This window comes from Actinomycetota bacterium, from assembly GCA_014360645.1.
GTDB lineage: Bacteria > Actinomycetota > Geothermincolia > Geothermincolales > RBG-13-55-18 > Solincola_B.
Genome location: JACIXD010000016.1, coordinates 1 through 24,811, shown reverse-complemented (window position 1 = coordinate 24,811; position 24,811 = coordinate 1). Strand labels below are relative to the sequence as shown.

The following is a 24,811-nucleotide window of genomic DNA, read 5'->3' as shown; positions in this document are numbered from 1 at the left end:
GAAGATCTGACCCCTTACTTTTTCAATGCGATCAGGTAGCCGTTGGCCGTTTAAATCACGAATATTACCCATATATTGGTATCGTAGATCGAAGATCTGACCCCGTTACGCGATCCGTTGTGTTAAAATATAAAAGCTCCCGGCGGGCATCTTCGGTGTTGGAGGCGTCTTCATGTGCGAGTTCTGCGAGAAACACGGCCAGGGCAACCGCTGGTACCTCAATCCCGAGAACTTCTCCGAGAAGATGATGGAGGATCCCCAGCGCGTGAAGACCCTGGAGAAGGTGGCGGGCTGGGGGATCGATTACTACATCGACTTCACCTCCCGCATGACCCGGCTGGTCAACCTGCCGGTGATCGGCAAGGCGGTGAAGGCGGCCATCAACCGCATGGCCCCCAACGAGCACGGCGGGCAGGTGGTCTCCCTCGAGGATTCCCTCGCGCTGCTGGAATACGCCCGGGATTTCGTGCTCCTGCCCTGCGCCTGCCGCAAGTTGGTGGGGAACCGGGACGACATGGTATGTCTCAACTTCGGTCCGGTGAAGGAACTGCAGAGGCGCCACATGCCCCAGGGACCCATGGAGGAGATCACCCTGGAAGAGGCCAAGGAAGTGGTACGGCGCAGCGAGGAGCGTGGCCATTTCCACCAGGTGCTTTACGCCAAGGTCCCCTTCCCCATCTGCATCTGCAACTGCGACGCGCGCTACTGCACCTCGCTCAAGCAGCGCTGGGCCAATAACGTAGAGGCGGCTATCTACAAGGGCCACGAGGTCTGCGTGGTGGATCGCTTGCTATGCCGCTATTGCGAGGAACCCGTCTGCGTCTCCCGCTGTGCCTTCGGAGCCCTGCACTACGATCCCGAGGCTGGACGGGTGCACGTGCACGCGGGGGACTGCTTCGGATGCGGCCTGTGCCGCGGCGTCTGCCCGCGCGGAGCCCTGTCCCTGGCGGGACGAGAGACCGTTCCTGCGGCGGCGGGGAGGTGGTAACGATGCCCCGTTACCGCGTCAGGGTCGCCGACTGCGATGCCGAGGCCTGTGGCCGCCGCTGCCAGGAGGCTTGCCCGCACGGTGTCTTCCTCGCCGTACCCAGGGAAAAAGACCACGACCGGCACGGGGAGAACCCCCGATACCGCATCGTCCCCCGCTTCGTGTCGTTCTGCGACGGCTGCGGGGAGTGTCTGTCCGCCTGCGCCCAGAACGCCATCCGGGTCACGGCCGGGCGCCGCCCCCTCAATCCCTAATTGGGGGTCAGATCTTCAATCTTCGATTCGATAGCGTTTGTTGGTGTTAGTGGCGGGGTTTTCATTTAGAATATGCCCATGGCAGGATCCACTAGCTGACCCCACAAGCGGTTGAGACCTGCCGGCATCGAAGATCGAAGATGTGACCCCAACGCCTAGAATTTCTCCTGTACCAACTGCTTGATCTCGCGGTAATGTACCTTGCCGGTGATCAGGCGCGGCAGCTCGTCCACGAAGAGCACGTATTTGGGGGCCTTGTAATCAGCCAGATACTCTTTGCACCACGCCTTTATCTCCTCCTCGTCGGCCTGTTCCCCCGGCTTTAACTGTATCACCGCCGTGACCGCCTCTCCCCAGCGGGGATGGGGAACGCTGGTGACACCCGAGAGCTCCACCGCGGGGTGGCGGTTGAGCACCTCCTCCACCTCCTCAGGGAACACCTTCTCGCCCCCAGTGTTGATACAGCCGGATCCCCTGCCTATGAGGTGTATGTGTCCTTTCTCGTCCACTGAGGCCATGTCGCCGGTGAAGATGTAGGTCTTGCCGCCCACCTTGCGGTAGGTGCGCGCCGTCTTCTCGGCGTCGCCGTAATATCCCGAGGAGCCCTGGTGCTCGCGGGCTACCGCCACCTCCCCGATCTCGCCCGGCCGGGCCTCCCTCCCATCCTCGGTTATGACCTTGACCATGTCGCTCACCCTGAAGACGGTCTTCTCCAGCTCACGGTCCGCGGCGGTGTAGGGAGTGACGGAGATGTAATGCCCCTCCGTTGAGGCCAGCACGTCCAGGATGATGAGCTGTGGGAGGTGCTCGAGCAGCCTTCGCTTCACGTCTACGGAGAGTGCCATGCCGCTGGAGAGCACAACCAGGAGAGAACCCAGGTCGTAACGCTTCCCCTCGGCGGCGGCGCGGTCGAGCTCATCGGCAAAGGGCCGGCACTGCCCGTCGCCCACCGCCACCAGCACGTTGGCGCGGTGCTTCTCTATGGCCGAGATCATCTCCGAGACCTCGAAGCTCTTGGAGGGCAGGAGGATGCTGGTGAAACCTCCGATCATGCCGATGAGGGCGTGGTTGTAGGCCCAGGCGTGCATCATGGGGCTGGCCAACAGCATCCTCACCTTCCCTCCCGTGAGCCTGGCGTTGAGGAAGAGTATCGCCCTGATCAGGGGGTCCGGGGCCTTGATGATGAAGGGGCCTGCCTTCTTGCCCACGACTATCAGCGCCCTGCGGGTGGCCTCACGCGAGAGCAGCCAAGGGAGGGTGCGCGCGGCGCCGGGGATTCTCAGGGTCTTCTCGATGCCCTTGAAGACCTGGGGTGGTGCCTTGGAGAGGTCTCTCAGTCCGCCCGCGAAATTGCGGATCATCGCCTCGAGTGGCGCGCTTAACACCTGGTCATGGGTGTAGATCACTCCTTTCGGATACCCGGTTGTGCCCCCGGTGTACATGAGCACCACCACGTCGTCGCCGCTGAACTCTGGCCATGGCGGGGTGGGGGCAGTGGACGGCCTACCCCGTACGATCTCGGAATAGTTGAGCATGCCCTCGACACGGCGCTCGCCGATGATGACGTAGTTCTTCACCCCCGGCAGCTCAGGGCGCAGGTTCACCATGCGGTCGGCTATGTCCTCGTTGAAGAACACCGTCTCCATGCCTGCGTCCTCTATGACATGCTTGAGTTCCCATTCCTTGAACTTGAAGTTCAGGGTCACGGCACGCGCGGTCACCTTGAAGGCGGCAGCCACCACCTCCAGGAACGCGGGGGTGTTATATTCCGCTATGCCCACGTTGTGGTCGCGTTTAATCCCCAGTTCCAGCATGGCGTGGGCGAGGCGGTTGGTGCGCTCATCCAGCTCCCTGTAGGTGATGACCTCATCTCCATGGATGATAGCGGGGTACCTGGCGAAAGACGCGAGTATGTCATCGTAGAAATGCCGGAAATCGGTCATGGAATGTCCCTCCCTCGAACTCAAGCCCGATCCTGCAGCCCGCTGATAACTATCGCATCCGCGACCATTATATTATTATAATTCAATTATAATTCAATTATAATTCAATTTTGTATTGGGTCACATCTTCGATCTTCGATGCCGGCAGGTCAGCGTTGGGGTCGTATCTATAGCTGTGTCATATGACATCCATCCTATCGGGTATGCTGGGTCCGCTGGGCATTGGTCGTTGCGGACCTTGAATCAATGGGAAGTTTGGCGCCCACCTCCTTTCGGTAAGGGCTTGATTCCGAGAGCCCGAGTTCGGTAACGAGCTGGGCATACTGGCGGACCAGACCCTCGGACATCTGGGTGGTGAAGCATATCTCGCCCAGGCTCATGCCGTGCTTGAGCATGGCGTAGGCCACCCGCTCCAGGTCCAGCAGGTAGCGGTCCACGCTGGCCGGGCTGTGGTGGGTCTCCCGGGCGATCTCCGGGGTCTGCTTGCCCTCCAGCACGGCCTTGCGGCAGATGGCCGCCTTGTGGGTAAGCGAGGGCCCGAGGTCGTGCACGGTGCCCCGGCGCGGCAGCACCGCCCCGTGCTCGCGCTCCCACTCGCCTATGAGGTCGGAGAGGTAGCCGGGGCTCGGTACAGATAATGGGGTCACATCTTCGATCTTCGATGCCGGCAGGTCTCAACCGCTTGTGGGGTCAGCTAGTGGAACCTGCCATAGGCATATTCTGAATGAAAACCCCGCCACTAACACCACCAATCGCTATTGAATCGAAGATTGAAGATCTGACCCCTAGTTCCGACCCCCAGTTCCGACCTCCAGTTCCCCTTATTGAATCGAAGATTGAAGATCTGACCCCCAGTTCATTGAACGACCCCATGGTGTTAGTGAATCGAAGATTGAAGACACGACCCCATGGTGGTTGACTTGGTTGGTCGTCGAATGCAAAATGGTTAACAAGTCGGCTGTCAGGTTTCGCGATAGAGCAGCGCCCCGCATCCCCGGAGATGCTCGCATCCCGGCGCGGGGCTAGAAAGGAACGGGGAAATGAGCCCGGAAAGGCAGCGCCAGCGCACTCTTCCGCGCCGTGCGCTCGCCTGACTTCCGCTCGCCGCGCAGCGGAGAGGGAACCAGGATGGTCCGTAGAGCGCGGGCGTCCGCCCGCTCGCAAGAAGGAGGGGGTCCTGTATGGAAAAGGTCTGGCTCAAGAACTACGACTATTTCGTCCCCGAGACCATACGTTACCCAAACATACCTCTCTACCAGTTACTGGAACTCACCTGCGTGAAGTATGACGAGCACGTGGCCACTATCTTCTTCGACCAGCAGCTCACCTACGGGCAGATCCGGGACCAGGTCCGCCGCTTTGCCACCGCCCTGCGGGGGATGGGGGTCCAGAAGGGCGACCGCGTGGCCATCATGCTCCCCAACAGCCCCCAGTTCATCATCTCCTATTACGGCGTGCTGGAAGCGGGGGCGACGGTGGTCAACATCAGCCCCCTGCACGTTGAGCGGGAGCTGGAATACGAGTTCAACGACTCGGGATCGGAGACCCTCATCTACCTCGACCTCTTCGACGCGCGCATCCAGGCGGTGAAGGGGAACTCCCCCCTCAAGCGGATCATTGCCTCCAGTATCACCGACTACATGGAGACGCCGGTCAACCCCAACGTAGAGAAAGACTCCTCCACCTACTACCTCAAGGAGGTCATCGCCGACGCCGAGCCGGAGGTGTCCGAGGTGGAGATCGACCCCGAGAACGACCTCGCGGCCCTGCAGTACACCGGGGGCACCACCGGACTGCCAAAGGGGGTCATGCTCACCCACCGCAACCTGCTGGCCAACGCCATGCAGTGCTCCATGTGGGCGAAGGAGTTCACCGAGCGCGGCAAGGACATCTACCTGGACGTCATCCCCTTCTTCCACTCCTACGGACAGACGGTGGGCATGAACACTGCCATCGCCAACGCCGCGACCATGGTCCTCATCCCGCAGTTCGAGATCAACATGATGCTGCAGGCCATCCAGAAGTACCGCCCCAATTTCTTCCCCGGGGTCCCCACCCTCTACGTGGCCATCCTCAGCCACCCCGAGGCGCTCAACTACGGCGTGGACAAGCTGAGGCTGTGCAACTCCGGGTCCGCCCCCATCCCCGTGGAGGTGATCAAGCAGTTCAGCCGCATCTCCGGGGGTATCTTCTGCGAGGGTTACGGGCTCTCAGAGGCCTCGCCGGTGACCCACTCCAACCCCATCATGGGCATGCGCAAGGTGGGCTCCATCGGCATCCCCTTCCCGGATACCGAGGCGAAGATCGTCGACGTGGAGACGGGGAAGCAGGAGCTGGGCCCAAACGAGCCCGGCGAGCTGATCATCCGCGGACCCCAGGTGATGAAGGGCTATTGGGAGAAGCCGGAGGAGACGGCGGAGACCCTGCGGGACGGCTGGCTGTATACCGGGGACATCGCCACCATGGACGAGGACGGCTATTTCTATATCGTGGACCGCAAGAAGGATATGATCATCGCCGGCGGGTTTAATATATATCCCCGCGAGGTGGACGAGGTCCTCTACGAACACCCCAAAGTGCAAGAGGCGGTGACGGTGGGCATCCCGGACGAGTACCGCGGCGAGACGGTGAAGGTGTACATCGTGCTAAAGCCTGGCGAGGAGTGCACGGAAGAGGAGATCATCTCCTTCTGCCGCGAGCGCCTAGCCCCCTACAAGGCGCCGCGCATGGTGGAGTTCCGGCCTGAGCTGCCCAAGACCATGGTGGGCAAGATCCTGCGCCGCGCCCTGCGCGAGGAGGAGATCGCCAGGCAGAAGGAAGCCAAGGGCGAAGCCTGAATCTGGCAAGCGGCTGTTCGCATCGCGAAAGGACCGGTGCCGTATCCGACGCCATGAAGTGAAGGGTCTACGGCCAGGGAGATGAGGGCCGGCCTCGCTCCGCCGACACGATTCGCCCCGGCCGACCCGGCAGCTCCCCGGGCCGGGTTGTTTGACGATGCGGACGTCCGGCGACGCCGGAGCAGGAGGTGGCGACCGTGGATAATTCACAGTGGGTGGTGCTGGGCATCGGCGGAGCCGCCCTCGTCATCGGGGTCGTCCTCGCCTTCCTGGGCTACCGCGGCAGGAAGAAGCTGGAGGTCATGGAGGCGACCCCCACGGTGAACGCCGCCGACGCGTCCAAGATGGCGCTCTCCGCACCCGGAGCCGGGGTGGAGCTCGTGGGGGTGGTGGAGGCGGACGAGCCCCTGCTCTCCCCCACCTCGCAGATCCCCTGCGTCTACTACCGCTACAAGCTGGAGCACCGCAAGCAGCGCCGGGAGAGGGACGAGCGGACGGGCACCATGAAGACCAGCGAATTCTGGGACACCGTCGACGACCGCAAGGAGGAGATCCCCTTCTACGTGAGCGATTCCAGCGGCCGGTGCCTGGTCTACCCGGATGGCGCCGACTACATCGCCGAGACCCGGACCCACGAGGGGCGCGGGCGCGGGCGCGACTACCTGGAATCCTCCGGAGTGGGAGGAGCGATCCTGGAGAGCGTCCTCAGCGCCCTGGACGACGACTACGAGGATGTGCTGGGATACAGGATAACCGAATCGCTCATCCGCGTCGGCCAGCCCGTCTACGTCCTGGGGACCGCCCAGCGCTCGGGCGAGGTCGCGGCGGTGGGCAAAGGGGACAGCCCCTTCATCATCAGCCACAAGATGGAGGCCGAGCTGTCCCGGAAGATCAGGCGCTCCTCCGCCCTGCAATACGCCTTCGCCGCCATCCTCGCCCTGGGGGGGATTGCCGCCATGGTCTACAGCGCCTTCATGTAGGGGTCAGGTCTTGCATCTTGAATTACTTTCCATATATTGGAATACCATTATCGGCGCTCCCGGGGTCCGGACGGAAAGGGCTGAGCTAAATATACGACCCCTGGGACCGCTCCCGGGCGGTCCCGTCCCGGCGAGGAGGACCCCGCGTTCCCAAGCGGGCACGCGACTTTTGGGGTCGTATCTTCATTCTTCAATGTGAATAGCTTCCTTTTGGGGTCGTATCTTCATTCTTCAATGTGAATGGCTTGGCTCAGCGAGGTCCGCAGAACCCGGAAGCGCCATGTTTGCTCCCCAACCAATGTTGCCGCGCATGCTCACTTACCTGGATTGAAGACACAACCATCTTCGATGGATTGAAGATTGAAGATACGACCCCCCTACGATTGAAGATCGAAGATACGACCCCCTTCGCCCTTTCTCCGCACATAGACGCGGTAGACGCGTTCTCCCCCGGACTTGAAGCACTCGGAGCATCCGGGGGTGGCCTCGGCGTCCAGTTCCTCCAGCAGGCACTCGAAGCCGAGCTCCACGTACTCGTCGAGGACGCGCTTGAGGTGATCACCCGCAGAGACCACCGCTTCCCGCCAGCCGCCTTCCTCCGCTTCCGCGGGCTCGCGCATCAGCCGGCAGCGAGGCGGGAAGTTGACCTTGCCATTCGCTTCACGATCCAGCTTCCATCATCCCCTTGCATTGATCGCACAGGCCTTCCCGAATTCATATTAACAATCTGGGGTCACATCTTCGATCTTCGATGCGGGCAAAGATGGCTAGAAATCGACGTGCTCGCTCTGACTATACTGCCGGGATCGAAGAATGAAGATCTGACCCCGCCCGATGAGGAAATCTGGGGTCACATCTTCGATCTTCGATGCGGGCAAAGATGGCTAGAAATCGACGTGCTCGCTCTGACTATACTGCCGGGATCGAAGAATGAAGATCTGACCCCGCCCGATGCTTCGGAATTCAATAGGATTCGAGATCGCTCTGCCCGCTCTGCTCAATACTGCCGGGATCGAAGAATGAAGATCTGACCCCGCCCGATGAAGATCTGACCCCGCCCGGGGCACCACTCGATCCCTGCCCGACCCTCTTCATGATGACGCTCACGGTGGAGGGGGCAAGGCCTAGGTGGTCGGCGACCTCCTTCTGGGTGTACCCGAAGTCCTGCACCGCCCGCGCTATGTTCTCGTCCCTCTCCCGCTGGTCCGCCCACCCATCGAGTATACGCGCCAGGGACGGCCTCCCCACGTATCTCTGCCTGCGGGGTATCTCCCGTATCCGTTTCCTCCCCTCGACTATCTCGCCCACCCAGGCCTGGAATACCTCCCCGCCGCAGACCCCGCCCGACTCTAGTCGCCGTGCTGTCTCCTCGTCTATGCCTCCGTCGACGAACTCACGGTAAAGCCTCTGCGCCATGTGCAGGTCGGGCGCGAAGCAGAGCAGGATGCTGCTGATGTGGAGGAAAGACGGCGCCTTCTCAGCCCCAGCTGTGGCTCTATAGCTGCTCCAGCGATAGGCGGAAGGGTGTTCCACCAGTCCTCCCCTCACCGGGTTGAGCACGATGTAGCACGCCGCGACGAGGAAGTACTCTTCCTTGTCGACGAGGGTATTGCCGTACCTCCCCTGGAAGAGATGGCCAACCCGTCCGTGCTCGGCGTTGTGACGCTGGGCGTAGACGCCGTTCAGCAGCTGCATGCCCCGGGAGAGGTTGGGATCCGGCGTCTCCACCAGCAAGTGGTAGTGGTTCCCCATAAGGCAGTAGGCGTGGATTATCCAGTTATGCCGCTCCACCACCTTGCCCAGGATGTCCAGGAACCTGGCGCGGTCCTCATCCGACTCGAAGATGGGCTGCTTGGCGACGCCCCTGGAGAAGACATGATATAGGGCGCCCGGGAACTCGATTCTGAGCTGTCTTGCCATGGCTTTCGCACTGACCTCCGCGGAATGATGGGGTCGTATCTTCGATCTTCGATGCAAGTTTACTTAACTTGACCAGGCCATAAGTTACCGGAGTCGAAGATCGAAGATGTGACCCCCGGGTTCGGTTTCGCATGGATGCTGTATAGCTCCTCCACCGCTTACGCCACTCTCCGACCGTCAGCATAATATCGTTATGTTATTACAAATAGATAAGTTATGCAATAGTTAATGGGGTCGTATCTTCGATCTTCTTAATGGGGTCGTATCTTCGATCTTCGCTGCGGGCAATACAGGGCTCTTCGGAATTCAACAAGTGTTGATGTGATGCGGCCAATAGAGGGGCTTCCGGAGTTCGGCGATGACTCGAGATTTATGTAGTCGCTTTGGCCAATACTACCGGGATCGAAGAATGAAGATATGACCCCACCCACGGCTGGGATCGAAGAATGAAGATATGACCCCAACGACGCCTGAATGATAAATACAGTCAACCTATCAAGCCCATGAGTTCAGAGAGGATAAGGAATCACTGGGGCGGGGGCTCGCTTAACGAAATCCGAATTCAGAAATCATGCTCCCATCCCCACCCGTTTTCCAGGCATTGAAGATCGAAGATCTGACCCCACGGGGACGGGTTCCGCCACCCCGCGCGCCTATCCCGCCATGCTCGTGCCGTGATTGACCTGGTGCACGCTCAGGATCAGGTCCTTTTCCCAGCTCTCCATGAAGGCGAAGTCATCGCTTCCCAATATATCCCACAGCTTGTCCGCATTGCTGCATCTTATGGCCAGCCCGCAGTTATAGCAGATCAGCTTCCCCGCACCGCCCGAGTATTGCATTGACTGTTTTTTGCAGCGCGAACATCTGAAATGCACTGTCATACACCTCCCCCGGCTCGAGATCCTTCCCGCTCATTCTTCCCAGCCTGCCCCTAGTGCTTTCGCTCATGTCATCAAGTATGCGTGGCGCAAACCGCAACCTCAAGCCCTGATACCGGTATTGCCTCACGCCCTTTTCGTCCAGAAGCTTCCTCGCCCCCTCGATGGGATAGGGCTCGATGAAATAGACCTCCTTTATCCCCTGTTGCGCGATCTTCTTGGCGCAGGCCATGCAAGGATAGGTAGTCGTGTACAGGGTGGCCTCCCTTATATCCGCTCCCCTCTCCAGAGCGGCAAGAATCGCTGCTTCCTCCGCATGTAGGGCCCTGCACGCCTCCAACGTCTTGAAGTCATAATAGTACCCGTCGATGGCATCCAGGACAACGCGGCTGATATACCTCCGCTTCTCCGCATCGTCATCGATCTCATTTATCAGCGCACGCTCGTATTCATCCAGCTCTAGATCGCCCCAGTCTATCTCCCTGCCCGCATCATCTCTTTCCTTCTGCGACCGAAGGTGGTCGCGATAGCAGGTCCTGTAGTCCTTGTGCTCGAGACATCCATCCACGCCATCGGGAGCACGGTTCCACCCTACCGAGATTATCTCCTCTTCTTTTGCAAGGCAGGCTCCGACCTTTCTCTTGCCGCACCTGGAATTCGCCGCCTCCAGCTCCGCCCGCCACATGAAAAGGGTGTTCGCATCGATCTCTGGATGCTCGTTCAGGACATATTGCGAAACGGCGTTGGCCAGCTTGTAATCCCACGCCTCTTTGGTCTCGACGTTTTCATCGTTATCGATGGAGATATCCGCGGCTACGTCGCACTGCAGGACCTGCTGGCCCCATTCCACGTCGGAGCCGAATTCGTCCCTGTCTCTCCGGTCATCTCTTTTCATCAGCCACAGGTTGCCGCTGTAGCTGTTTTCAACGCAGCTCCTCTTCTCCCTGCTCTGGACGGACGAATAGACGGAAACCGCCGTAAAGCGATCGCCCAGTTGTTCGTGCAGAAAGTCTGTCTCCGCCCTGTTTTTCAGGCTGTCGATGACGAACCGTAAGCTCTCGGGATGCTCGCTCCTCCCCTCTTGCTCTCTGATGTAGTCCAGCGCAAGCCTGGCGATCGCATCACTGCCTTCATGCATCCTGAGGATATTGCCGGCAACCTGTAGGGCATGCCTCCTTTCCGTGCTGTCCCCCTCTGGAACCGCGAATCCAACGTCGTTCCGCTCGGCCCATTCCGTGATGAAGGCGCTTGCCTTGATGACCTGGTAACCCTCGTCTTTTAATATCCCCGCTACGGTGGAGCAGCCAGCCCCGAAGGGACCTGACAGGCCGATAACCTTCGCCATTCTTCCACCTCCTTTGCCTTTCCCCATGATAATTATTCGAAGCGACATGGTTTCTCCCTTTGTCGTGCAGCGACGGTGCAATGGGTTCTGCCGCAATGGGGGCCCCGCCCAGGCCATGGGGGTTGGCTGATCGGCAGCTTCGGGGTTGCCCCTGTGGGTCACCCTGATCGAAGATCGAGGACCTCCCGGGCGGCTGGGCAGCACGTGGCCACGTAAGTCACCGGCATCGAAGATTGAAGATACGACCCCGCTTACGCTTCGCTCGCCTCCACCGCCTGCCCGGCCGCAGCCTCGGTATGCAGCACCCGCAGGCCGCCGCGCGGCGACGCCGACACGGGGACGGAGGGCTTGTACGAGGGGACCAGCGCCGAGAGCAGCTCCCGCACCTTGTCCTCATCGTCGCAGGCGGCCGCCCCGATGAGGCGGTCCAGGAGCTGCACGAAGTCGGTGCGCAGCTCCTTCTCGTGCCATACCTTGTCTATCTTGGGATGGGGGGTGCGCATGAGCTCCTCCACGGGGAAGGCGAGCTCCTCGTGCAGCTTCTCCCCCGGCCGCAGCCCGGTGACCTTTATCTCCACCTCTTTCTCCTTGCCCATGAGGCGCAGGAGCTCCCGCGCCAGGTCGATGATGCGCACCGGCTCCCCCATGTCCAGGATGAAGGTGTCGCCCCCCTTGGTGAAAGCCCCCGCCTGGATGACCAACTGCGCCGCCTCCTCCACGGTCATGAAGTAGCGGGTGACCTCGGGGTGGGTGACCAGCACCGGGCCCCCCTTCTCGATCTGGCGCATGAAGGTGGGCACCACGCTCCCCCGCGAGCCCAGCACGTTGCCGAAGCGCACCGCGGCGAAGAGGGTGTGGATGATGCCCGAGTAGCTTTTTATGAGCATCTCCGCCACCCGCTTGGTGGCCCCCATTACGTTCACCGGGTGCACCGCCTTGTCGGTGGAAATGAGTATGAACCGCTCCACCCCGAAATAGATGGAGGCCTCCGCCAGGTTGCGCGTGCCCAGCACGTTGTTCTTCACCGCCTCCGAGGGGTGGAACTCCATCATGGGCACATGTTTTAAGGCCGCGCTGTGGAAGACCACCTGGGGGCGGTAGCGCCGGAACACCGAGAGCAGGCGGTCGAAGTCGCGCACGTCCGCCACCACGGCGTGGAAGGGACAGGGGCTCTGCAGGCGCGCCAGTTCGTGCTCCATCTCGAACAGCGCCGTCTCGTCGTTGTCCAGCATGAGGAGCAGCCTGGGCCCCAGCCCGGCGAGCTGGCGGCAAAGCTCCGACCCGATGGAGCCCCCCGCCCCGGTGACCAGCACCGTCTTGTCGGTGACGTAGGCGGAGATGGAGGCAAGGTCGGTCTCCACCGGCTCGCGGCCCAGGAGGTCCTCCAGGCGCACCTCGCGCACCGAGGCCACCCCCACCTCCCCCGCCATGGCCCGCATGATGCCCGGGAGTATCTTCACCTTCGCCCCCGACTCCTCGCAGTAGGGCAGGATGGCCCGCAGCCTCTCCCCGCTCAAGGAGGGGATGGCGATGATCACCTCGTCTATCTCGTGTCGCTTCACCAGACGGGGGATGTCCACGCTGGTCCCCAGCACCGGCACCCCCTGCACGATAAGCTTTCGCTTGGCCGGGTCGTCGTCCACGAAGCCCGCCGGCGAATAGCCGTACTCGGGGTGGCGCAGCATGTCGCGCGCGATCATCTCCCCCGCCTCCCCCGCCCCCACGATGAGCGCGCTCTTCCCCTCCGCGCGGCCGCGGCGCAGGCTCATCTCCCCCAGGAGGCGGAACTGCAGGCGCACGAAGGCCATGACGAAGAGGGAGAGCACGCCCCCCATCACCGCCACCGAGAGGGGGATGTAGCTCCTCGCCCCCGGTATCAAGGCGCAGGACAGGAACAGCGCCGAGGTGGCCAACACCGCCGCGCTGGAGAGGTTCAGGAGCTCGTCGAAGCTCGCGTACTTCCAGCGCCCGGCGTAGATGCGCATGAGGACGTTGGCGGCGAGAAAGAGGCAGATGACCACAGGGGCGGCAAGCCAGAAGTTACGCAGGCTTCCCTCGGGGATGGCGAACTCATAGCGCACCGCCAGGGACACGATGAAGCCCAGGAAAATGGCCACCGTGTCGATGACCACCTTCATCCACCTGGTGGAGGAAAGGATTCGCCTCGCCCTGGTCATTAAAGCGCTTCCCCTGGTTTTCTCCCTATCACCTTTACCTGCCGTTTCCCGCCCGGTTGCCTCGCTCCGGGTCCCCGCTCGGCAACGAGCATGAACGCACGCGCCACAACCTGAGTTTCGTCACGACACGCCCTACCCTTGACCTACACTATAGTACCGAATGCCCAGCCGTTCAATATACAGCCCCAGCAAGAAGCAATAAAGTTTAGAACGATATCTCACGCATAAAATCTATTCACAACATCAACCACGTATGCGACTTGCTCATCGCTGAGTTCGGGATACAACGGCAGCATCAATGCCTTCTCGAAGAACACCTCCGTCCTCGGAAGCTTAACCCCTCCAAACCCCAGAGCCTCAAACTGGTGTACGCCCTTGCCTCCCCAGGGGAGAGCGGTCTCCACCCCGTTTTCCTCGCAGAATTTTCTCAGCTCATCGCGGCCTTCTGCTTCTATCTCGTAATTCTGGAATACATCGAAATGGTCGCCACCTTCAACCGGAGGAGGTGGCAGCTTGATGCAGGGAATCCCCGAGAGTCCTTCATGGTACAAACCTGCTATCTCCCGCCTTCTTCTTATCATCGCTCCAATAAAGCCAAGCTTATAGATAAGGATAGCCGCATGAACGCTGTCCATGCGGCTGTTCATGCCCCAGTGCTTTATGTCGCCGTCTGCAGATCTGCCATGGTTCCTCATCATCCTCAGCTTATCCGCAAGATCATCGTCATCCGTTACTATGGCACCCGCATCGCCGAAAGCCCCCAGCAACTTGGCGGGATAGAAGCTGAAGCAACCCGCGATTCCGAAAGTGCCGGCGCCTTTACCCTTGAACTTCGCACCCACTGATTGCGCCGCATCCTCGATTATGAACAGTCCGCGTTCGTCCGCAAGCTCGACAAGGGCATCCATGTTCGAGCATACCCTGCCATTTAGCTGTACGGGCATTATCGCTTTGGTGTTCGCGGACAACACCCCTGTTACTTTGTCAACATCCATGTTGTGGTCATCGCCAATATCCACAAACACAGGCCTCGCACCTACGGCGACGATTACTTCAACCGTTGCTACAAAGGTATGCGAAACGGTAACGACTTCGTCCCCCCTGCTGATGCCCAATGCATAGAGGCATAAGAGCAGGCCGTCGGTGCAGTTTCCCACAGCGAGGGCATGCCTCGCTCCGATAAAAGACGCGAACTCCTGCTCGAATCTTTCAACCTCTTGGCCCAAAATATAGGAACCCCGCGAGAAGGTCTCTCTTATGATATCCATGAATTCTTTTTCTTTTTCTCTGAACTGCCTTGGATAGTCGAAAAACCTCACTTTGACTTCCATCAACGCTTCTCCCTTAAAGCTAACTCGACTCTCTCTGCCAGCGACTTTGGATCGAGACCGTGTTTCTGCCTCAGATAATCGGCGCATCCCACATGCCGTTTAGCGCGGTCAACACCAAATCGCTTAAAGGTACCCGTATAACCGCGTTCCGCTATCACCTCGGCCACGGCTGACCCTAATCCCCCAACAAGCCCATGCTCCTCCACGGTGAAGATTGCCCCGTGTATAGAGCAACACTGCTCGATGATCTCCGTATCCAGCGGCTTGAGGGTATGCATGTTTACCACGGATGCGTCAATCCCTATGCCTGCGAGAATCTCGCTCGCCTTTATCGTCGCGTAGACCATCCTGCCTGTAGCAATCAAAGCGATGTCTCTCCCCTCCCTGAGAAGGGATGCTTTTCCAAGCTCTATCTCTGGGGAACGCTCGTGAATGATCGGTTCGTTGGTATGGCAAAGCCTTATATACATGGGACCTGGATATTCATATGAAAGCGTTGCGAAGCAGGCGGCTTCCACCGGATCCGCGGGAACTGCCACGGCCATGTTGGGTAATGTCCGCATGAGCGCAATATCCTCCAGTCCATGATGCGTTATCCCCTCCAGGCCATATGCCAGCCCCCCGCCAACCGCAACGAGCTTTACGTCCAGGTTATGATAAGCAACGTCGATCCTTATCTGCTCGAACGGCCTCATAACGAGAAAAGGGCAGATTGAATAACAGTACACTTTCTTCCCGCACAGCGATAGGCCTGCCGCGACACCTATCATGTTGGCCTCTGCGACCCCCATGTTATAGAACCTTTTCGCGTCCGCTTCTTGAAAGGGGTCGAAAAGTCTAAAGCCAAGGTCGGCCGTCATGACAATAAGCCTTGAATCCTTTGCAAAGAGGGGCTCCAGCGCACGGAAAAAGGATGTCCTCATCCTAGAAGCTCCTTCAGCGCTTTTTCATATTCCTCATCATCCGGCGCGCGATAGTGCCACAAGATATTATTCTCCATGAAGGAAACGCATTTCCCCTTCACCGTATGGAGAACAACAGCGTTAGGCTTGACGACGGAAAGCGATGACAACGCACCCAATATCTGCGAAAAATCATGGCCGTCGACATCCTGTGCGTGCCATCCGAACTGACGCCATTTGTCAGCGATGGGCTCAAGGTCGATGATGGTCTTCGTGAAGCCCAACGCCTGCATCCCATTCGCGTCTATCAGAGCAACCAGATTTGATAATCCATGATGGCCCGCAAACGCGATCGCCTCCCAGGTGGAGCCCTCGTTCAGTTCTCCGTCGCTCAACAACACGTAGACTTTATAGGCCTTCTTGTCTATCCGCGCCGCCAGCGCCATGCCCGCAGCAACCGACAGGCCGTGTCCCAAAGAGCCGGTTGATAGCTCTATTCCTTTTTCGACTTCCCTATTAGGGTGCTGTTCAACGCCACCATCTCTCGCAAAGCAAAGGAGATCCTCGTCACTCAAATAACCCTTCTCCGCAAGTACCGCATGTAGCGCGGGGCACGCATGCCCCTTGCTTAGAATAAATCTGTCCCTTTCGGCGCCACTTATATCTCTTATCGAAATGTTTAGCACTTGGAAATACAAGGCCACCAAAGCCTCCACAGAGGAAAACGAGGAACCTATATGTGGGCTTTTTGTCCTGTATATGGATTCCAGAATGCGTACCCTTACTCTTCTTGCGATCGATTCAAGTGATGGGACATCTACATCCATAGGTGTTATCCCTTTATGACTGCCTTGATGGTCTGAAAGATTATCTTCATGTCGGTCCTAAATGAGATCTCGTCAACATACTTTAACGCTAGCCTCAACTTTTCCGGCTTTATCTTCTCCCGATATGTCTGGTGTGGGTCCTCGCTTCCCGCCAATATCTCACCCTCGTTTCTGAAAGCTATTGATGCCCAGTCAGTGATCCCCGGTTTTACGCTCAATATTCTTCGCTCTTCTTCTGTGTACGTCTCGACTTCTGACGGTACTTCCGGGCGGGGACCAACGATGCTCATCTCACCCTTGAGAACATTGATGAGCTGGGGGAGCTCATCGAGTTTGTATTTTCGTAATACCCGTCCAACCCTTGTTATTCTTGGATCATCTTCAGATGTGGACGGGCCTCCAATTTTATCTGCATTTTCGACCATTGTTCTAAACTTATAGATCTTAAATATGTGACCGCCCTTACCTACACGGTAGCCTCTATACAAAGTTGGCCCCCCATCATCTTTCTTTATCTTAAACCCTATTGTTGCAAAGAGCGGCGCAAGGATGATTAGGGCTAGGATAGAGATAAATTTGTCCAATAATACCTTTATTACGTTCCTATATACTTCCTGATCTATTGATATCATCATAATCCATAATCTTTGCCGCATGACTTTCTCGCTACAGCATAGATTATTTTATATCCGTTTGTTACCTGATTTTGCTCTAGTTTTACCGGTTCTGCATAATCCGCCATTCCACATGATAATTCTTTTGGTATTTCAGAAAGTTCGCCAAAGAACAACCGTTTTAGCTTTTCCCTTGCCGTTAAAGAACCTGGAATTATGTGCATCTTTGAAGCCAATCTTTTTAAAAACGAGACGAATCTATCCCTTCCGCCCTCATAGTCAGCAGGGAAATCTCCATATAGTTCAACAAAGGAAAACCAATCAGAAAGTAGCAAATATAATTCTTTTGTTGAAAAATACTTACGTGCGTAAATAGATGGGTGAAAATCCCTCCAATCCTTATTGACTGAACTTATCATTAAGATTCCACCCTCTCTAAGAATTCTATGTGCTTCTTTAAGGAACAGCTCAGGCCTATCAAGATAGTAAATTGCTTCAAATAAGAGCACCATGTCAAAGCTATCATTTTTAAAACCAAGACAATGCGCATCTGATAAGGCTACTTTGACTTTTGTATTCCCAGAAGCCAAATCCTGTGCCATTTTGATGTTCTTTTCATCAATGTCAATCCCCACTACAGACCTTGCGGTTTCAGCTAGATAGGAAAGACCTATCCCAGAGCCACATCCAACATCTAGGACATCCTTGCCACTTGCGTATTGCTTGGCAAAATGATATCTGCTGTATATTCTCGAAAGTTGCTCACGTGATGCCTTTTGCCCAGGTGTTTCCGTAATCTTAAAGAAATTGTCTTTTCTTCTTTTAATTCTCATCATTAATAACACTAAGAATATGATTTATATAATTGTCGTATATGAAGTCTTCAGAAAATCTTTCCCGGAATACTTTCTTTGCATTATAAGCCATATAGTTATATTCTTCATGGCTATTAGCTAGTCGAGAAACGCTATTGACCAATCCATCCAAATCCCCAGGCTCATAGTAGTATCCCATCTTCTCGAGTTCAATTAGTTCTTTTAAGTCCCCTTCAAGCGAAGAAATAATTGGCAACCCTGATGCAAGATATAAGAACGCTTTGTTAGGAAAGAGGTCTATTGTTTTTGGTGCAACACAGGCACCTACGTGCGAATGTCGCAACAATATCTCGATCTCAGCTTGATCCAACCAACCCGGTAGGTAAACATTTGGCATTCCAGCCGCCCTTTTCTTGATCTTTTCATAGTTTTCGCCCATTCCAGCCAATACGAATGCAATGTCCTTATTATCTATTGCTTTTGCGCAATCAACCAATATTTCTGGATTGTGGTAACTACTAAATGATCCGATATATACAACAACAAACCTATTCTTAATCTCATCTAGTAATGAATTTATCGGTGGACTTGTCTTGCGTTCTAGATCCTCTGGCAAATCATGATAACCAAGATAGAATACCTTATCTTTCTCGGTTCTTTGGCGTTTTGCATATTTTAACCCCCATTGCATGAACGTCTCTGATACGGCGATTAGGCAAGTGGCCTCTTGCATCACATATTCTATCATCCTAAAATCGTTGAACAACAGCAACCTAATAAGAGCCTTTATGCAGTATGGGATATTATCTAAAAAAATATCCGGCCAAGGATCCCTAATATCAACTATAGCTGGGATATCATGGCTCTTTGCATACTTCATTGCATAGTAAGCTATATCATGTGCTGGGGTTGCAATTACCATTACATCAGGCTTTTCTGATAACTTAGAGTTGTGTTTAAACTTCCATGCTACTACTCTGTGATCGATATATCGTCTCAACGATATATTCTTCTTGTATCCTATGCCTTTTAGCAGCTTTAATGTTAGCCCTCTTTGAGCTTCTATTTCTGTTATTTTCGTTCCAACCCATTCCTTAGAGAAATGATCAAAAGCACTTGCCCACCAGCATACAGTATGCCCTTTTTGCGCTAACTTTTCGGCCAATAGCGCAGTCCTTAATTTTCTTATCCCAGGCATCAAAGGCAGTCTCTCGCCGGTTTGAATCAACCATACATCCATCTCAACCGCCGCTATTGAAGAGCAATAAGCTCGTTTCACTTACCAACTTTACCAGCATATAATCATATGCACCATATAGGTCAAGTCCCAGAACGTTTGTAAACGCAATCCTGCATGTACCATATCGGTTATCTCCCTTGCCATTATATGTTAAACACAGTTAATGGTGGCCTTACTTATATGTCACGATGTCAAGACCGAAATTCTACTAGATGTGGAAAAACCAGTGGTGACACCAAAAAACCAGAGGTGGCCGGAGTTGTTTGGACAGGTTTTCCTGATTCTTAAGTGGTTCACTGCTCATCCTGTTCATCATCATGCTGCCTCTGGTTTCTGAATGAGAGTATCCCAGTAGACCTCATCCGGCGTCCGATAGTCAAGGCCCTGGTGCCGCCTCTTCTGGTTGTAGAAATCGAAGTAGTCAGCAAGCCCGGCTCTCGCCTCGGAAAGTGATCCGTATGCCTTCAGGTAGACCTCCTCGTACTTGACGCTTCTCCATAGTCTCTCCACGAACACGTTGTCCACCCAGCGGCCCCGCCCGTCCATGCTGATCCTGATATCGTGATCCTTTAGGACGTCGGTGAAATCATCGGAGGTGAACTGGCTGCCCTGGTCGGTGTTGAAGATCTCGGGGCATCCGTACCTAGAGGTGGCTTCCTCCAGCGCCTCGACGCAGAAGGAGGCGTCCATGGTGTTGGAAAGCCTCCAAGAGAGCACCTTGCGGCTGGCCCAGTCCATGATGGCCACCAGGTAGGCATATCCCCTGGCCATGGGCAGGTAGCATATATCGGCCGCCCAGACGTGATTGGCCTGGGTGATATCCAGGCCTTTGAGCAGGTAGGGATAGACCTTGTGCTTGGCATCGGGGATGGTGGTGCGGGGCCGGTGGTAGATGGTCCGGATGCCCGCAAGCTGCATGAGCTTGGAGACGTGGCCCCTTCCCACCCTGTATCCCCGGCCGCGCAGTTCGTGCATGATGCGGCGGCTGCCGTAGAAGGGCCAGGCCAAGTGGATCTCGTCGATGTGCCTCATCATCTCCAGGTCACGCTCTTTGAGCGGTTTCCTCCTGTAGTAGAAGGTTGACCTGGGTAGCTCGAGCAGGCGGCACTGCCGGGCTGTCGGCAGGGGATGCTCGGGCGCGATCATCTCTTTGCGCTCGTCCCGTGAAGCTTCCCGAGCGCACCTGCTAAAAAATCGTTCTCCATCACCAATTGGCCGATCTTGGCGTTGAGCTCACGCACGCTGAGGCCTTCCTCCGGCGGCCTCTCCTTCTCTAAGGCCTCGGAGGCCCTCTCCAGCAACTGCTTCTTCCACTGCGTGACCTGGTTGGGGTGGACGTTGTAGATCTCGGCGATCTCCACTATGGTCTTTTCCTCCTTGACCGCCTCCAACGCCACCTTGGCCTTGAAGGCCGCCGTGTGGTTCCTCCTCGGTCTCTTTGCCATTCCTACTGCTCCTTTCGTCTCTCGGGAGCAGTTTACCACTTAAGCACCTGTCCAGTTTTCCCCGGCCAGCTCTATCGGCAGGGGATGCTCGGGGGTGATCATCTCTTTGCGCTCGTCCCGTGAACTCGCCCTAGCGCATGTGCTAAAAAATCGCTCTCCATCACCAGCTGGCCGATCTTGGCGTTTAGTTCACGGACGCTGGGGCCTTCCTCCTCCGGCGCTCTCTCCTTCTCGAAGGCCTCAGGCGCCCGCTTAAGCAGTTGCCTCTTCCACTTCGTGACCAGGTTGGGGTGGACGTCGAATCTCTCTGCGATCTCGATTACCGTCTGCTCCTCCTTGAGCGCCTCCAGCGCCACCCTGGTCTTGAAGGCCGGCGTGTGGTTCCTCCTCGGTCTCTTCGCCATCCTTACTGCTCCTTTCTCTCGGGAGCAGTTTACCACCTAAGCGCCTGTCCAGTTTTGCCCAGCCAGCTCTTATATCGCTACATTGGGGATTCGTGCATCAAGTCTGATTGATAATAGTCTGCCTTTATTGAATATCGGATAGGTGTTGCGCGGCAATCTTTAGCGCACTTCTTAGTTCGGGAAATATAGTGATTAAAACCTCAAGGTCCTTTAATTCCTTAACTTCTGCTAGAGACTTCTCAATTAAAGCAATTAAGCGGCTTCCCAGACGATAGAATAGCAACTCCTCCGCACTTTCAATTTGTATTTCGTCAAATGGCTCTATTGAAAGGTTTCGCATGTCTAAAAAGAAGCGATTGACTTCGGTATGTTCAAAAGACTTGGTGGCTGCTCGTTCCATCGATATCGAGCCACCAATGATAAGACGCGGTTCCTCTTCATCTAGCTGTACCTTAACAAAGTAGAGAGCATCCTCCGGGTCAGTTTCTCCCAGGCATTTTCTGTACGCCCTCGCAAAATAAGTGGGTACCCATGTTTGTGGCTCATTGAGATTTCTGTAGGCACCATCCCTTATCACAGTATTGGCAAGGGGCTTGAAGCAGGTAAAGCCAAGTTTATCGAGCAATGGGTCTAGCTCCTTAAACATCACGGATATATTTCTGCTCATTTCATCCAGGAGACCAATGGCTTCTTTACATTTCATCATCTTTCCCTCCAAATGACTGAATCCTCGAAAGCCCCGAAGTCCTCGTTTTTCCATGACCTCAAGCAGGTCGTTAAGTATTTGAAAATTTGGCGTGTCCTTTTTAAGTGCTAACTCCACTAAATTGAAAGCTTTCCGCCACGAAGCCCAAATGCATTCATATCCGAATTCCTCGGGTGGATATTTTGCCTCTAAGTTCTTAATCGCGCCTGGCTCCTGAAAGTCATTGGTGAGAGCGATAAAGGAAAAGGAAAGTCCCTCAGCCTTTGATATGGCAAGCCCTCCGCTGACCTCGCGCTCTAGCTGGCTCTTGTCTACTCCCAATACGGAGAGGTATTTCACTTCAATCATTATCAGGTCGTTTTTCGTTCTGATAATCAAATCGGGTTCAGTCCCATCCGGGAGGGTTTACCAGAAAGAAAAAAGGTGAAGAGTCGGTGAGCTGCTTAAAATAAAGACCTGCAGCCTCTAACCAAGGGCGTAAAAGGGTCTCATGGGGAAGATATTTCATTACGCCGAAGAAGTAGGATGTGAGGAATCCTCCATCCTTTGAACGTCCCCAGGCAGCTTCCCCTTAAGTTCAGCGACGAACATTTGACCACCCTATCAGATATTATATAGGCAGAAAGGCATATGAGAAGTAATGGATTTATTCGGAGGTGTATCCAAGATATTTAAAATCAGAAGGAATGGCAAATTTCTATTAAGAAAAGGTAGGGATAAAATGTCTGCAGTTACATTGCCAGAGCTTCCTAGAGAGAAAGAATTTGAAGAGTATGTAGCTGCCGTACTTCAGACATGTGGGTATTTCGTTGAAAGGAACATAACTGAAAGGGAAGCAGAGGAAGTATTAGAGCTTGATGTAATTGCTACTAGGTATCATAGCCAAAGAAATGAATCACCAGAGTTGTTTCTTGTTGAAGCGAAGTCAGGCGACTGGGGATTTCCAGATATTTTTAAGATTAAAGGTTGGATGGTCTATTTAAACATCCCAAACGGAAAATTAGTGGTACAGAGGCCAAAGGATAATATTGATTTTCACAAGGCAATAGCAAAAAGATTGGGGATACAATTGTTGGTTATCGAAGATTTTGAGAAGAATAATGAACTCCTAAAAGAAGTTAGATGTGCTGAATTAGATACATTTGATATCTCAATTTGGAGATTTTCTTTTTGGCTTGAAAGAAAACTTAAGGAGAGATTAAAACAGCAGAAGAAATCAATGGGAGTAAGAAGATTCATAGAAATGGAAAAATACTATTTTGAGATTAATGATAGGCTTTTCTTTATAGAGAATATCATAAGCCGACTTGATAGACTTTATGCCCTTTTCCATGAATATGCAAACATAAGCGCTAAAGCTGCTAATGAAATGATTGGAGGTGATTACGATGGAGGTGTTGATGAAATACCGGGTATTGTATATGACCGAACGTACTACAAGTGTGAATACAATGAAATACAAACAGCAGCTTTCATTGAACATAAATCAAGATTAGCAGTCCTCAAATGCGCAGTAGACTATATCCTATATAGGAGAGCAGAAGATGAAAGCAGAACAGAAGATATAAACATATTGGGAAATATATCACTAACGAGCACATTCCCCAGCTCTTTAAGAAGGGCATTGGGTATTCTGGAAAACCATGAATATCTATATAAATATCCGGAATTCTGGCAATGGTTCTTATGGGTATTTGGAGGGTTTATCCTAACAGACCGAGCTGAGCAAGAATATGAATTGCTCTCCAGAAAAACAGGATTACCTGCTAACGAAGTAGAGAATGCCTTATCTATTTACGACGAGCTTTTTCCAACTGAAGGCGGATGGTTCAGAAACTTGGGTCCAAATTCAAATATTCTATTGTTGAAAAACTTCTCAGTACCGTTCATGGGAATCGGTGCATTCTACAGGCGGGGCATATACTCAACTGAACAAAATCTCGAAGATTTAGGGTTAGGGGGCGCCTATACCATAAAGGATTTAGCAAAATGGAATGATATGGCATATAAAATTCTTAAAGGTTAGTGAAGCATGGGGCTGCCAGTATATCTAACATATTTCTAACATAAGCGCGTATAAGAAAGGTTATATTGATAGGTATCTTGACAGGAGTTTCCGAGATAAACACCCCTCTTTCCCATAAACCCCCAGCATAATTGCCATTTCCAGGTGCCTGAAAACATAAGACCCCACTGATAAGACAAAGCAAAGGGGATAAATGCCCATGTAGTAGTGCAAATAGGGCACATGTTGTGCTTAACATATAAGACCCTACATAATATATTGTGTACATGGCTCACTTCCACATAAAGAAGAAGAAAGGAAGACCCTACCTGTACGTGCGGGAGATAGCCCGGGTAGATGGAAAGCCCAAGGTGGTCTCCCAGGTGTACGTGGGCTCCCCCGAGAAGGTGGCCGCCATGGCCCGTGGCGAGCTGGGAGAGGAAGTAAAGCTCCGGGTGGAGGAGTTCGGGGCGCTATTTGTGGCCAGCCTCATGGACGAGGGTGTGGATCTCGCGGGCATTGTGGATGCCGTGGTGGGAAGGGGAGAGAGGGAGGAAGGCCCCACGGTGGGCGAGTACTTCCTCTACGCCGTCTTCAACCGCATGGTTGAGGCGAAGAGCAAGCGTGCCCTTCCGGAATGGTACGCACGGACCGCGGTGCATCAGATAAGGCCGGTGGACCTATCTCAGCTCTCAAGCCAGCGCTACTGGGAGAAGTGGGAGCGGGTGGGAGAGGATGAGCTTTCCGAGATCAGCCGGCGCTTCTTTCAGGGGATGGCCGAGCTGGAGGAGCCCCGGGCCGACTGCCTGCTCTTCGACACCACCAACTACTACACCTACATGGCCACGCGTACGCCTTCCGAACTGGCCAAGCGGGGACACAACAAGGAGGGGAAACACCACCTCCGCCAGGTGGGCCTGGGGCTTCTGGTGGAGAGGGAATCAGGCCTTCCCCTGTGGTGGTGCGCCTACCCCGGCAACCTGCACGACTCCCGCCTCTTTTCCTCCGTGATCTCCGAGTTCTTCCCCATAGTCGAGGGCCTGGCAGGCACCAAGGAGAGGCTCACCTTGGTCATGGACAAGGGCATGAACTCGGGTGCCAACTACGCGGTGATCGACGAACACAGAAGGATACACTTCGTGACCACCTACTCCCTTCTCTATGCCCCGGAGCTCGCCAGAGTCCCCCTCTCCCGTTACT

20 protein-coding genes and 1 pseudogene are annotated in these 24,811 nt (G+C 55.1%); 6 read left to right on the top strand and 15 right to left on the bottom strand.

Annotated features, from left to right (window positions below; all coding sequences use genetic code 11):
* Window positions 1-172: 172 nt before the first annotated feature.
* The gene (locus H5T74_12910) at window positions 173-988 is read left to right on the top strand and encodes a 4Fe-4S binding protein (GenBank protein ID MBC7231277.1); all 816 of its coding nucleotides are present in this window, start codon (window positions 173-175) and stop codon (window positions 986-988) included.
* Complete coding sequence (locus H5T74_12905) at window positions 982-1,242, top strand: hypothetical protein (GenBank protein ID MBC7231276.1); 261 nt, start codon at window positions 982-984, stop codon at window positions 1,240-1,242. Before H5T74_12910 ends, H5T74_12905 begins: the two co-directional genes overlap by 7 nt.
* 155 nt (window positions 1,243-1,397) lie before the next feature.
* On the opposite strand, the gene H5T74_12900 is transcribed toward H5T74_12905, so the two are convergent.
* Complete coding sequence (locus tag H5T74_12900; protein MBC7231275.1) at window positions 1,398-3,209, bottom strand: AMP-binding protein; 1,812 nt, start codon at window positions 3,207-3,209, stop codon at window positions 1,398-1,400.
* Between the two features lie 170 nt (window positions 3,210-3,379).
* On the bottom strand, window positions 3,380-3,832 hold the full coding sequence (locus H5T74_12895; GenBank protein ID MBC7231274.1) for a DUF1670 domain-containing protein: 453 nt from the start codon (window positions 3,830-3,832) through the stop codon (window positions 3,380-3,382).
* Between the two features lie 534 nt (window positions 3,833-4,366).
* On the opposite strand from H5T74_12895, the gene H5T74_12890 reads away from it, so the two are divergent.
* Together H5T74_12890 and H5T74_12885 are read left to right on the top strand one after the other, a co-directional pair.
* Window positions 4,367-6,022: a long-chain fatty acid--CoA ligase gene (locus tag H5T74_12890; GenBank protein ID MBC7231273.1), complete on the top strand. Its 1,656-nt coding sequence runs from the start codon at window positions 4,367-4,369 to the stop codon at window positions 6,020-6,022.
* 188 nt (window positions 6,023-6,210) lie between these two features.
* On the top strand, window positions 6,211-7,002 hold the full coding sequence (locus tag H5T74_12885; GenBank protein MBC7231272.1) for a hypothetical protein: 792 nt from the start codon (window positions 6,211-6,213) through the stop codon (window positions 7,000-7,002).
* A 377-nt stretch (window positions 7,003-7,379) separates the two neighbouring features.
* Here H5T74_12885 and H5T74_12880 read toward each other — a convergent pair whose 3' ends face one another.
* The 13 genes and pseudogenes from H5T74_12880 to H5T74_12820 all read right to left on the bottom strand — a co-directional run bounded on the left by H5T74_12880 (window position 7,380) and on the right by H5T74_12820 (window position 21,954).
* Window positions 7,380-7,622 carry a hypothetical protein gene (locus H5T74_12880; GenBank protein MBC7231271.1) on the bottom strand — a complete coding sequence of 81 codons (243 nt, stop codon included), beginning with the start codon at window positions 7,620-7,622 and terminating at the stop codon, window positions 7,380-7,382.
* Window positions 7,623-7,965: 343 nt separating this feature from the next.
* A complete protein-coding gene (locus tag H5T74_12875) occupies window positions 7,966-8,922 on the bottom strand; it encodes a transposase (GenBank protein ID MBC7231270.1) in 957 nt (318 codons plus the stop codon).
* Window positions 8,923-9,720: 798 nt separating this feature from the next.
* A complete protein-coding gene (locus tag H5T74_12870) occupies window positions 9,721-11,145 on the bottom strand; it encodes a hypothetical protein (protein ID MBC7231269.1) in 1,425 nt (474 codons plus the stop codon).
* Between the two features lie 251 nt (window positions 11,146-11,396).
* Window positions 11,397-13,322: a polysaccharide biosynthesis protein gene (locus tag H5T74_12865; GenBank protein ID MBC7231268.1), complete on the bottom strand. Its 1,926-nt coding sequence runs from the start codon at window positions 13,320-13,322 to the stop codon at window positions 11,397-11,399.
* A gap of 218 nt (window positions 13,323-13,540) precedes the next feature.
* Window positions 13,541-14,653: a DegT/DnrJ/EryC1/StrS family aminotransferase gene (locus H5T74_12860; GenBank protein ID MBC7231267.1), complete on the bottom strand. Its 1,113-nt coding sequence runs from the start codon at window positions 14,651-14,653 to the stop codon at window positions 13,541-13,543.
* Window positions 14,653-15,576 carry a hypothetical protein gene (locus H5T74_12855; protein ID MBC7231266.1) on the bottom strand — a complete coding sequence of 308 codons (924 nt, stop codon included), beginning with the start codon at window positions 15,574-15,576 and terminating at the stop codon, window positions 14,653-14,655. Before H5T74_12855 ends, H5T74_12860 begins: the two co-directional genes overlap by 1 nt.
* Window positions 15,573-16,382: a transketolase gene (locus H5T74_12850; protein ID MBC7231265.1), complete on the bottom strand. Its 810-nt coding sequence runs from the start codon at window positions 16,380-16,382 to the stop codon at window positions 15,573-15,575. The genes H5T74_12855 and H5T74_12850 overlap by 4 nt, the downstream gene beginning before the upstream one ends.
* Window positions 16,383-16,387: 5 nt before the next feature.
* The gene (locus H5T74_12845) at window positions 16,388-17,014 is read right to left on the bottom strand and encodes a sugar transferase (GenBank protein MBC7231264.1); all 627 of its coding nucleotides are present in this window, start codon (window positions 17,012-17,014) and stop codon (window positions 16,388-16,390) included.
* Window positions 17,014-17,832, bottom strand: coding sequence for a class I SAM-dependent methyltransferase (locus H5T74_12840; protein MBC7231263.1), 819 nt, complete (start codon window positions 17,830-17,832; stop codon window positions 17,014-17,016). The genes H5T74_12845 and H5T74_12840 overlap by 1 nt, the downstream gene beginning before the upstream one ends.
* A complete protein-coding gene (locus tag H5T74_12835) occupies window positions 17,819-19,051 on the bottom strand; it encodes a glycosyltransferase family 4 protein (protein ID MBC7231262.1) in 1,233 nt (410 codons plus the stop codon). Before H5T74_12835 ends, H5T74_12840 begins: the two co-directional genes overlap by 14 nt.
* Before the next feature lie 315 nt (window positions 19,052-19,366).
* Window positions 19,367-20,496: pseudogene (locus tag H5T74_12830) on the bottom strand (IS3 family transposase).
* A 98-nt stretch (window positions 20,497-20,594) separates the two neighbouring features.
* On the bottom strand, window positions 20,595-20,900 hold the full coding sequence (locus H5T74_12825) for a transposase (GenBank protein MBC7231261.1): 306 nt from the start codon (window positions 20,898-20,900) through the stop codon (window positions 20,595-20,597).
* Between the two features lie 124 nt (window positions 20,901-21,024).
* Entirely contained in the window at window positions 21,025-21,954 is a 930-nt protein-coding gene (locus H5T74_12820; GenBank protein ID MBC7231260.1) for a hypothetical protein, read from the bottom strand.
* Between the two features lie 292 nt (window positions 21,955-22,246).
* On the opposite strand from H5T74_12820, the gene H5T74_12815 reads away from it, so the two are divergent.
* Together H5T74_12815 and H5T74_12810 are read left to right on the top strand one after the other, a co-directional pair.
* Entirely contained in the window at window positions 22,247-23,632 is a 1,386-nt protein-coding gene (locus H5T74_12815) for a hypothetical protein (GenBank protein ID MBC7231259.1), read from the top strand.
* 266 nt (window positions 23,633-23,898) lie between these two features.
* Window positions 23,899-24,811 (top strand): transposase (locus H5T74_12810; protein ID MBC7231258.1); only part of this gene is annotated, 913 nt, incomplete at its 3' end.

Excerpts from the sequence above, each read along its gene's own strand:
- H5T74_12910 (MBC7231277.1), top strand. The coding sequence starts at position 173 with ATGTGCGAGTTCTGCGAGAAACACGGCCAGGGCAACCGCTGGTACCTC.
- H5T74_12835 (MBC7231262.1), bottom strand. The coding sequence starts at position 19,051 with ATGGATGTATGGTTGATTCAAACCGGCGAGAGACTGCCTTTGATGCCT.
- H5T74_12865 (MBC7231268.1), bottom strand. The coding sequence starts at position 13,322 with ATGACCAGGGCGAGGCGAATCCTTTCCTCCACCAGGTGGATGAAGGTG.
- H5T74_12875 (MBC7231270.1), bottom strand. The coding sequence starts at position 8,922 with ATGGCAAGACAGCTCAGAATCGAGTTCCCGGGCGCCCTATATCATGTC.
- H5T74_12850 (MBC7231265.1), bottom strand. The coding sequence starts at position 16,382 with ATGGATGTAGATGTCCCATCACTTGAATCGATCGCAAGAAGAGTAAGG.
- H5T74_12840 (MBC7231263.1), bottom strand. The coding sequence starts at position 17,832 with ATGATGAGAATTAAAAGAAGAAAAGACAATTTCTTTAAGATTACGGAA.
- H5T74_12820 (MBC7231260.1), bottom strand. The coding sequence starts at position 21,954 with ATGATTGAAGTGAAATACCTCTCCGTATTGGGAGTAGACAAGAGCCAG.
- H5T74_12825 (MBC7231261.1), bottom strand. The coding sequence starts at position 20,900 with ATGGCGAAGAGACCGAGGAGGAACCACACGCCGGCCTTCAAGACCAGG.
- H5T74_12855 (MBC7231266.1), bottom strand. The coding sequence starts at position 15,576 with ATGAGGACATCCTTTTTCCGTGCGCTGGAGCCCCTCTTTGCAAAGGAT.
- H5T74_12860 (MBC7231267.1), bottom strand. The coding sequence starts at position 14,653 with ATGGAAGTCAAAGTGAGGTTTTTCGACTATCCAAGGCAGTTCAGAGAA.
- H5T74_12870 (MBC7231269.1), bottom strand. The coding sequence starts at position 11,145 with ATGGCGAAGGTTATCGGCCTGTCAGGTCCCTTCGGGGCTGGCTGCTCC.
- H5T74_12890 (MBC7231273.1), top strand. The coding sequence starts at position 4,367 with ATGGAAAAGGTCTGGCTCAAGAACTACGACTATTTCGTCCCCGAGACC.
- H5T74_12815 (MBC7231259.1), top strand. The coding sequence starts at position 22,247 with ATGGATTTATTCGGAGGTGTATCCAAGATATTTAAAATCAGAAGGAAT.
- H5T74_12880 (MBC7231271.1), bottom strand. The coding sequence starts at position 7,622 with ATGCGCGAGCCCGCGGAAGCGGAGGAAGGCGGCTGGCGGGAAGCGGTG.
- H5T74_12845 (MBC7231264.1), bottom strand. The coding sequence starts at position 17,014 with ATGATATCAATAGATCAGGAAGTATATAGGAACGTAATAAAGGTATTA.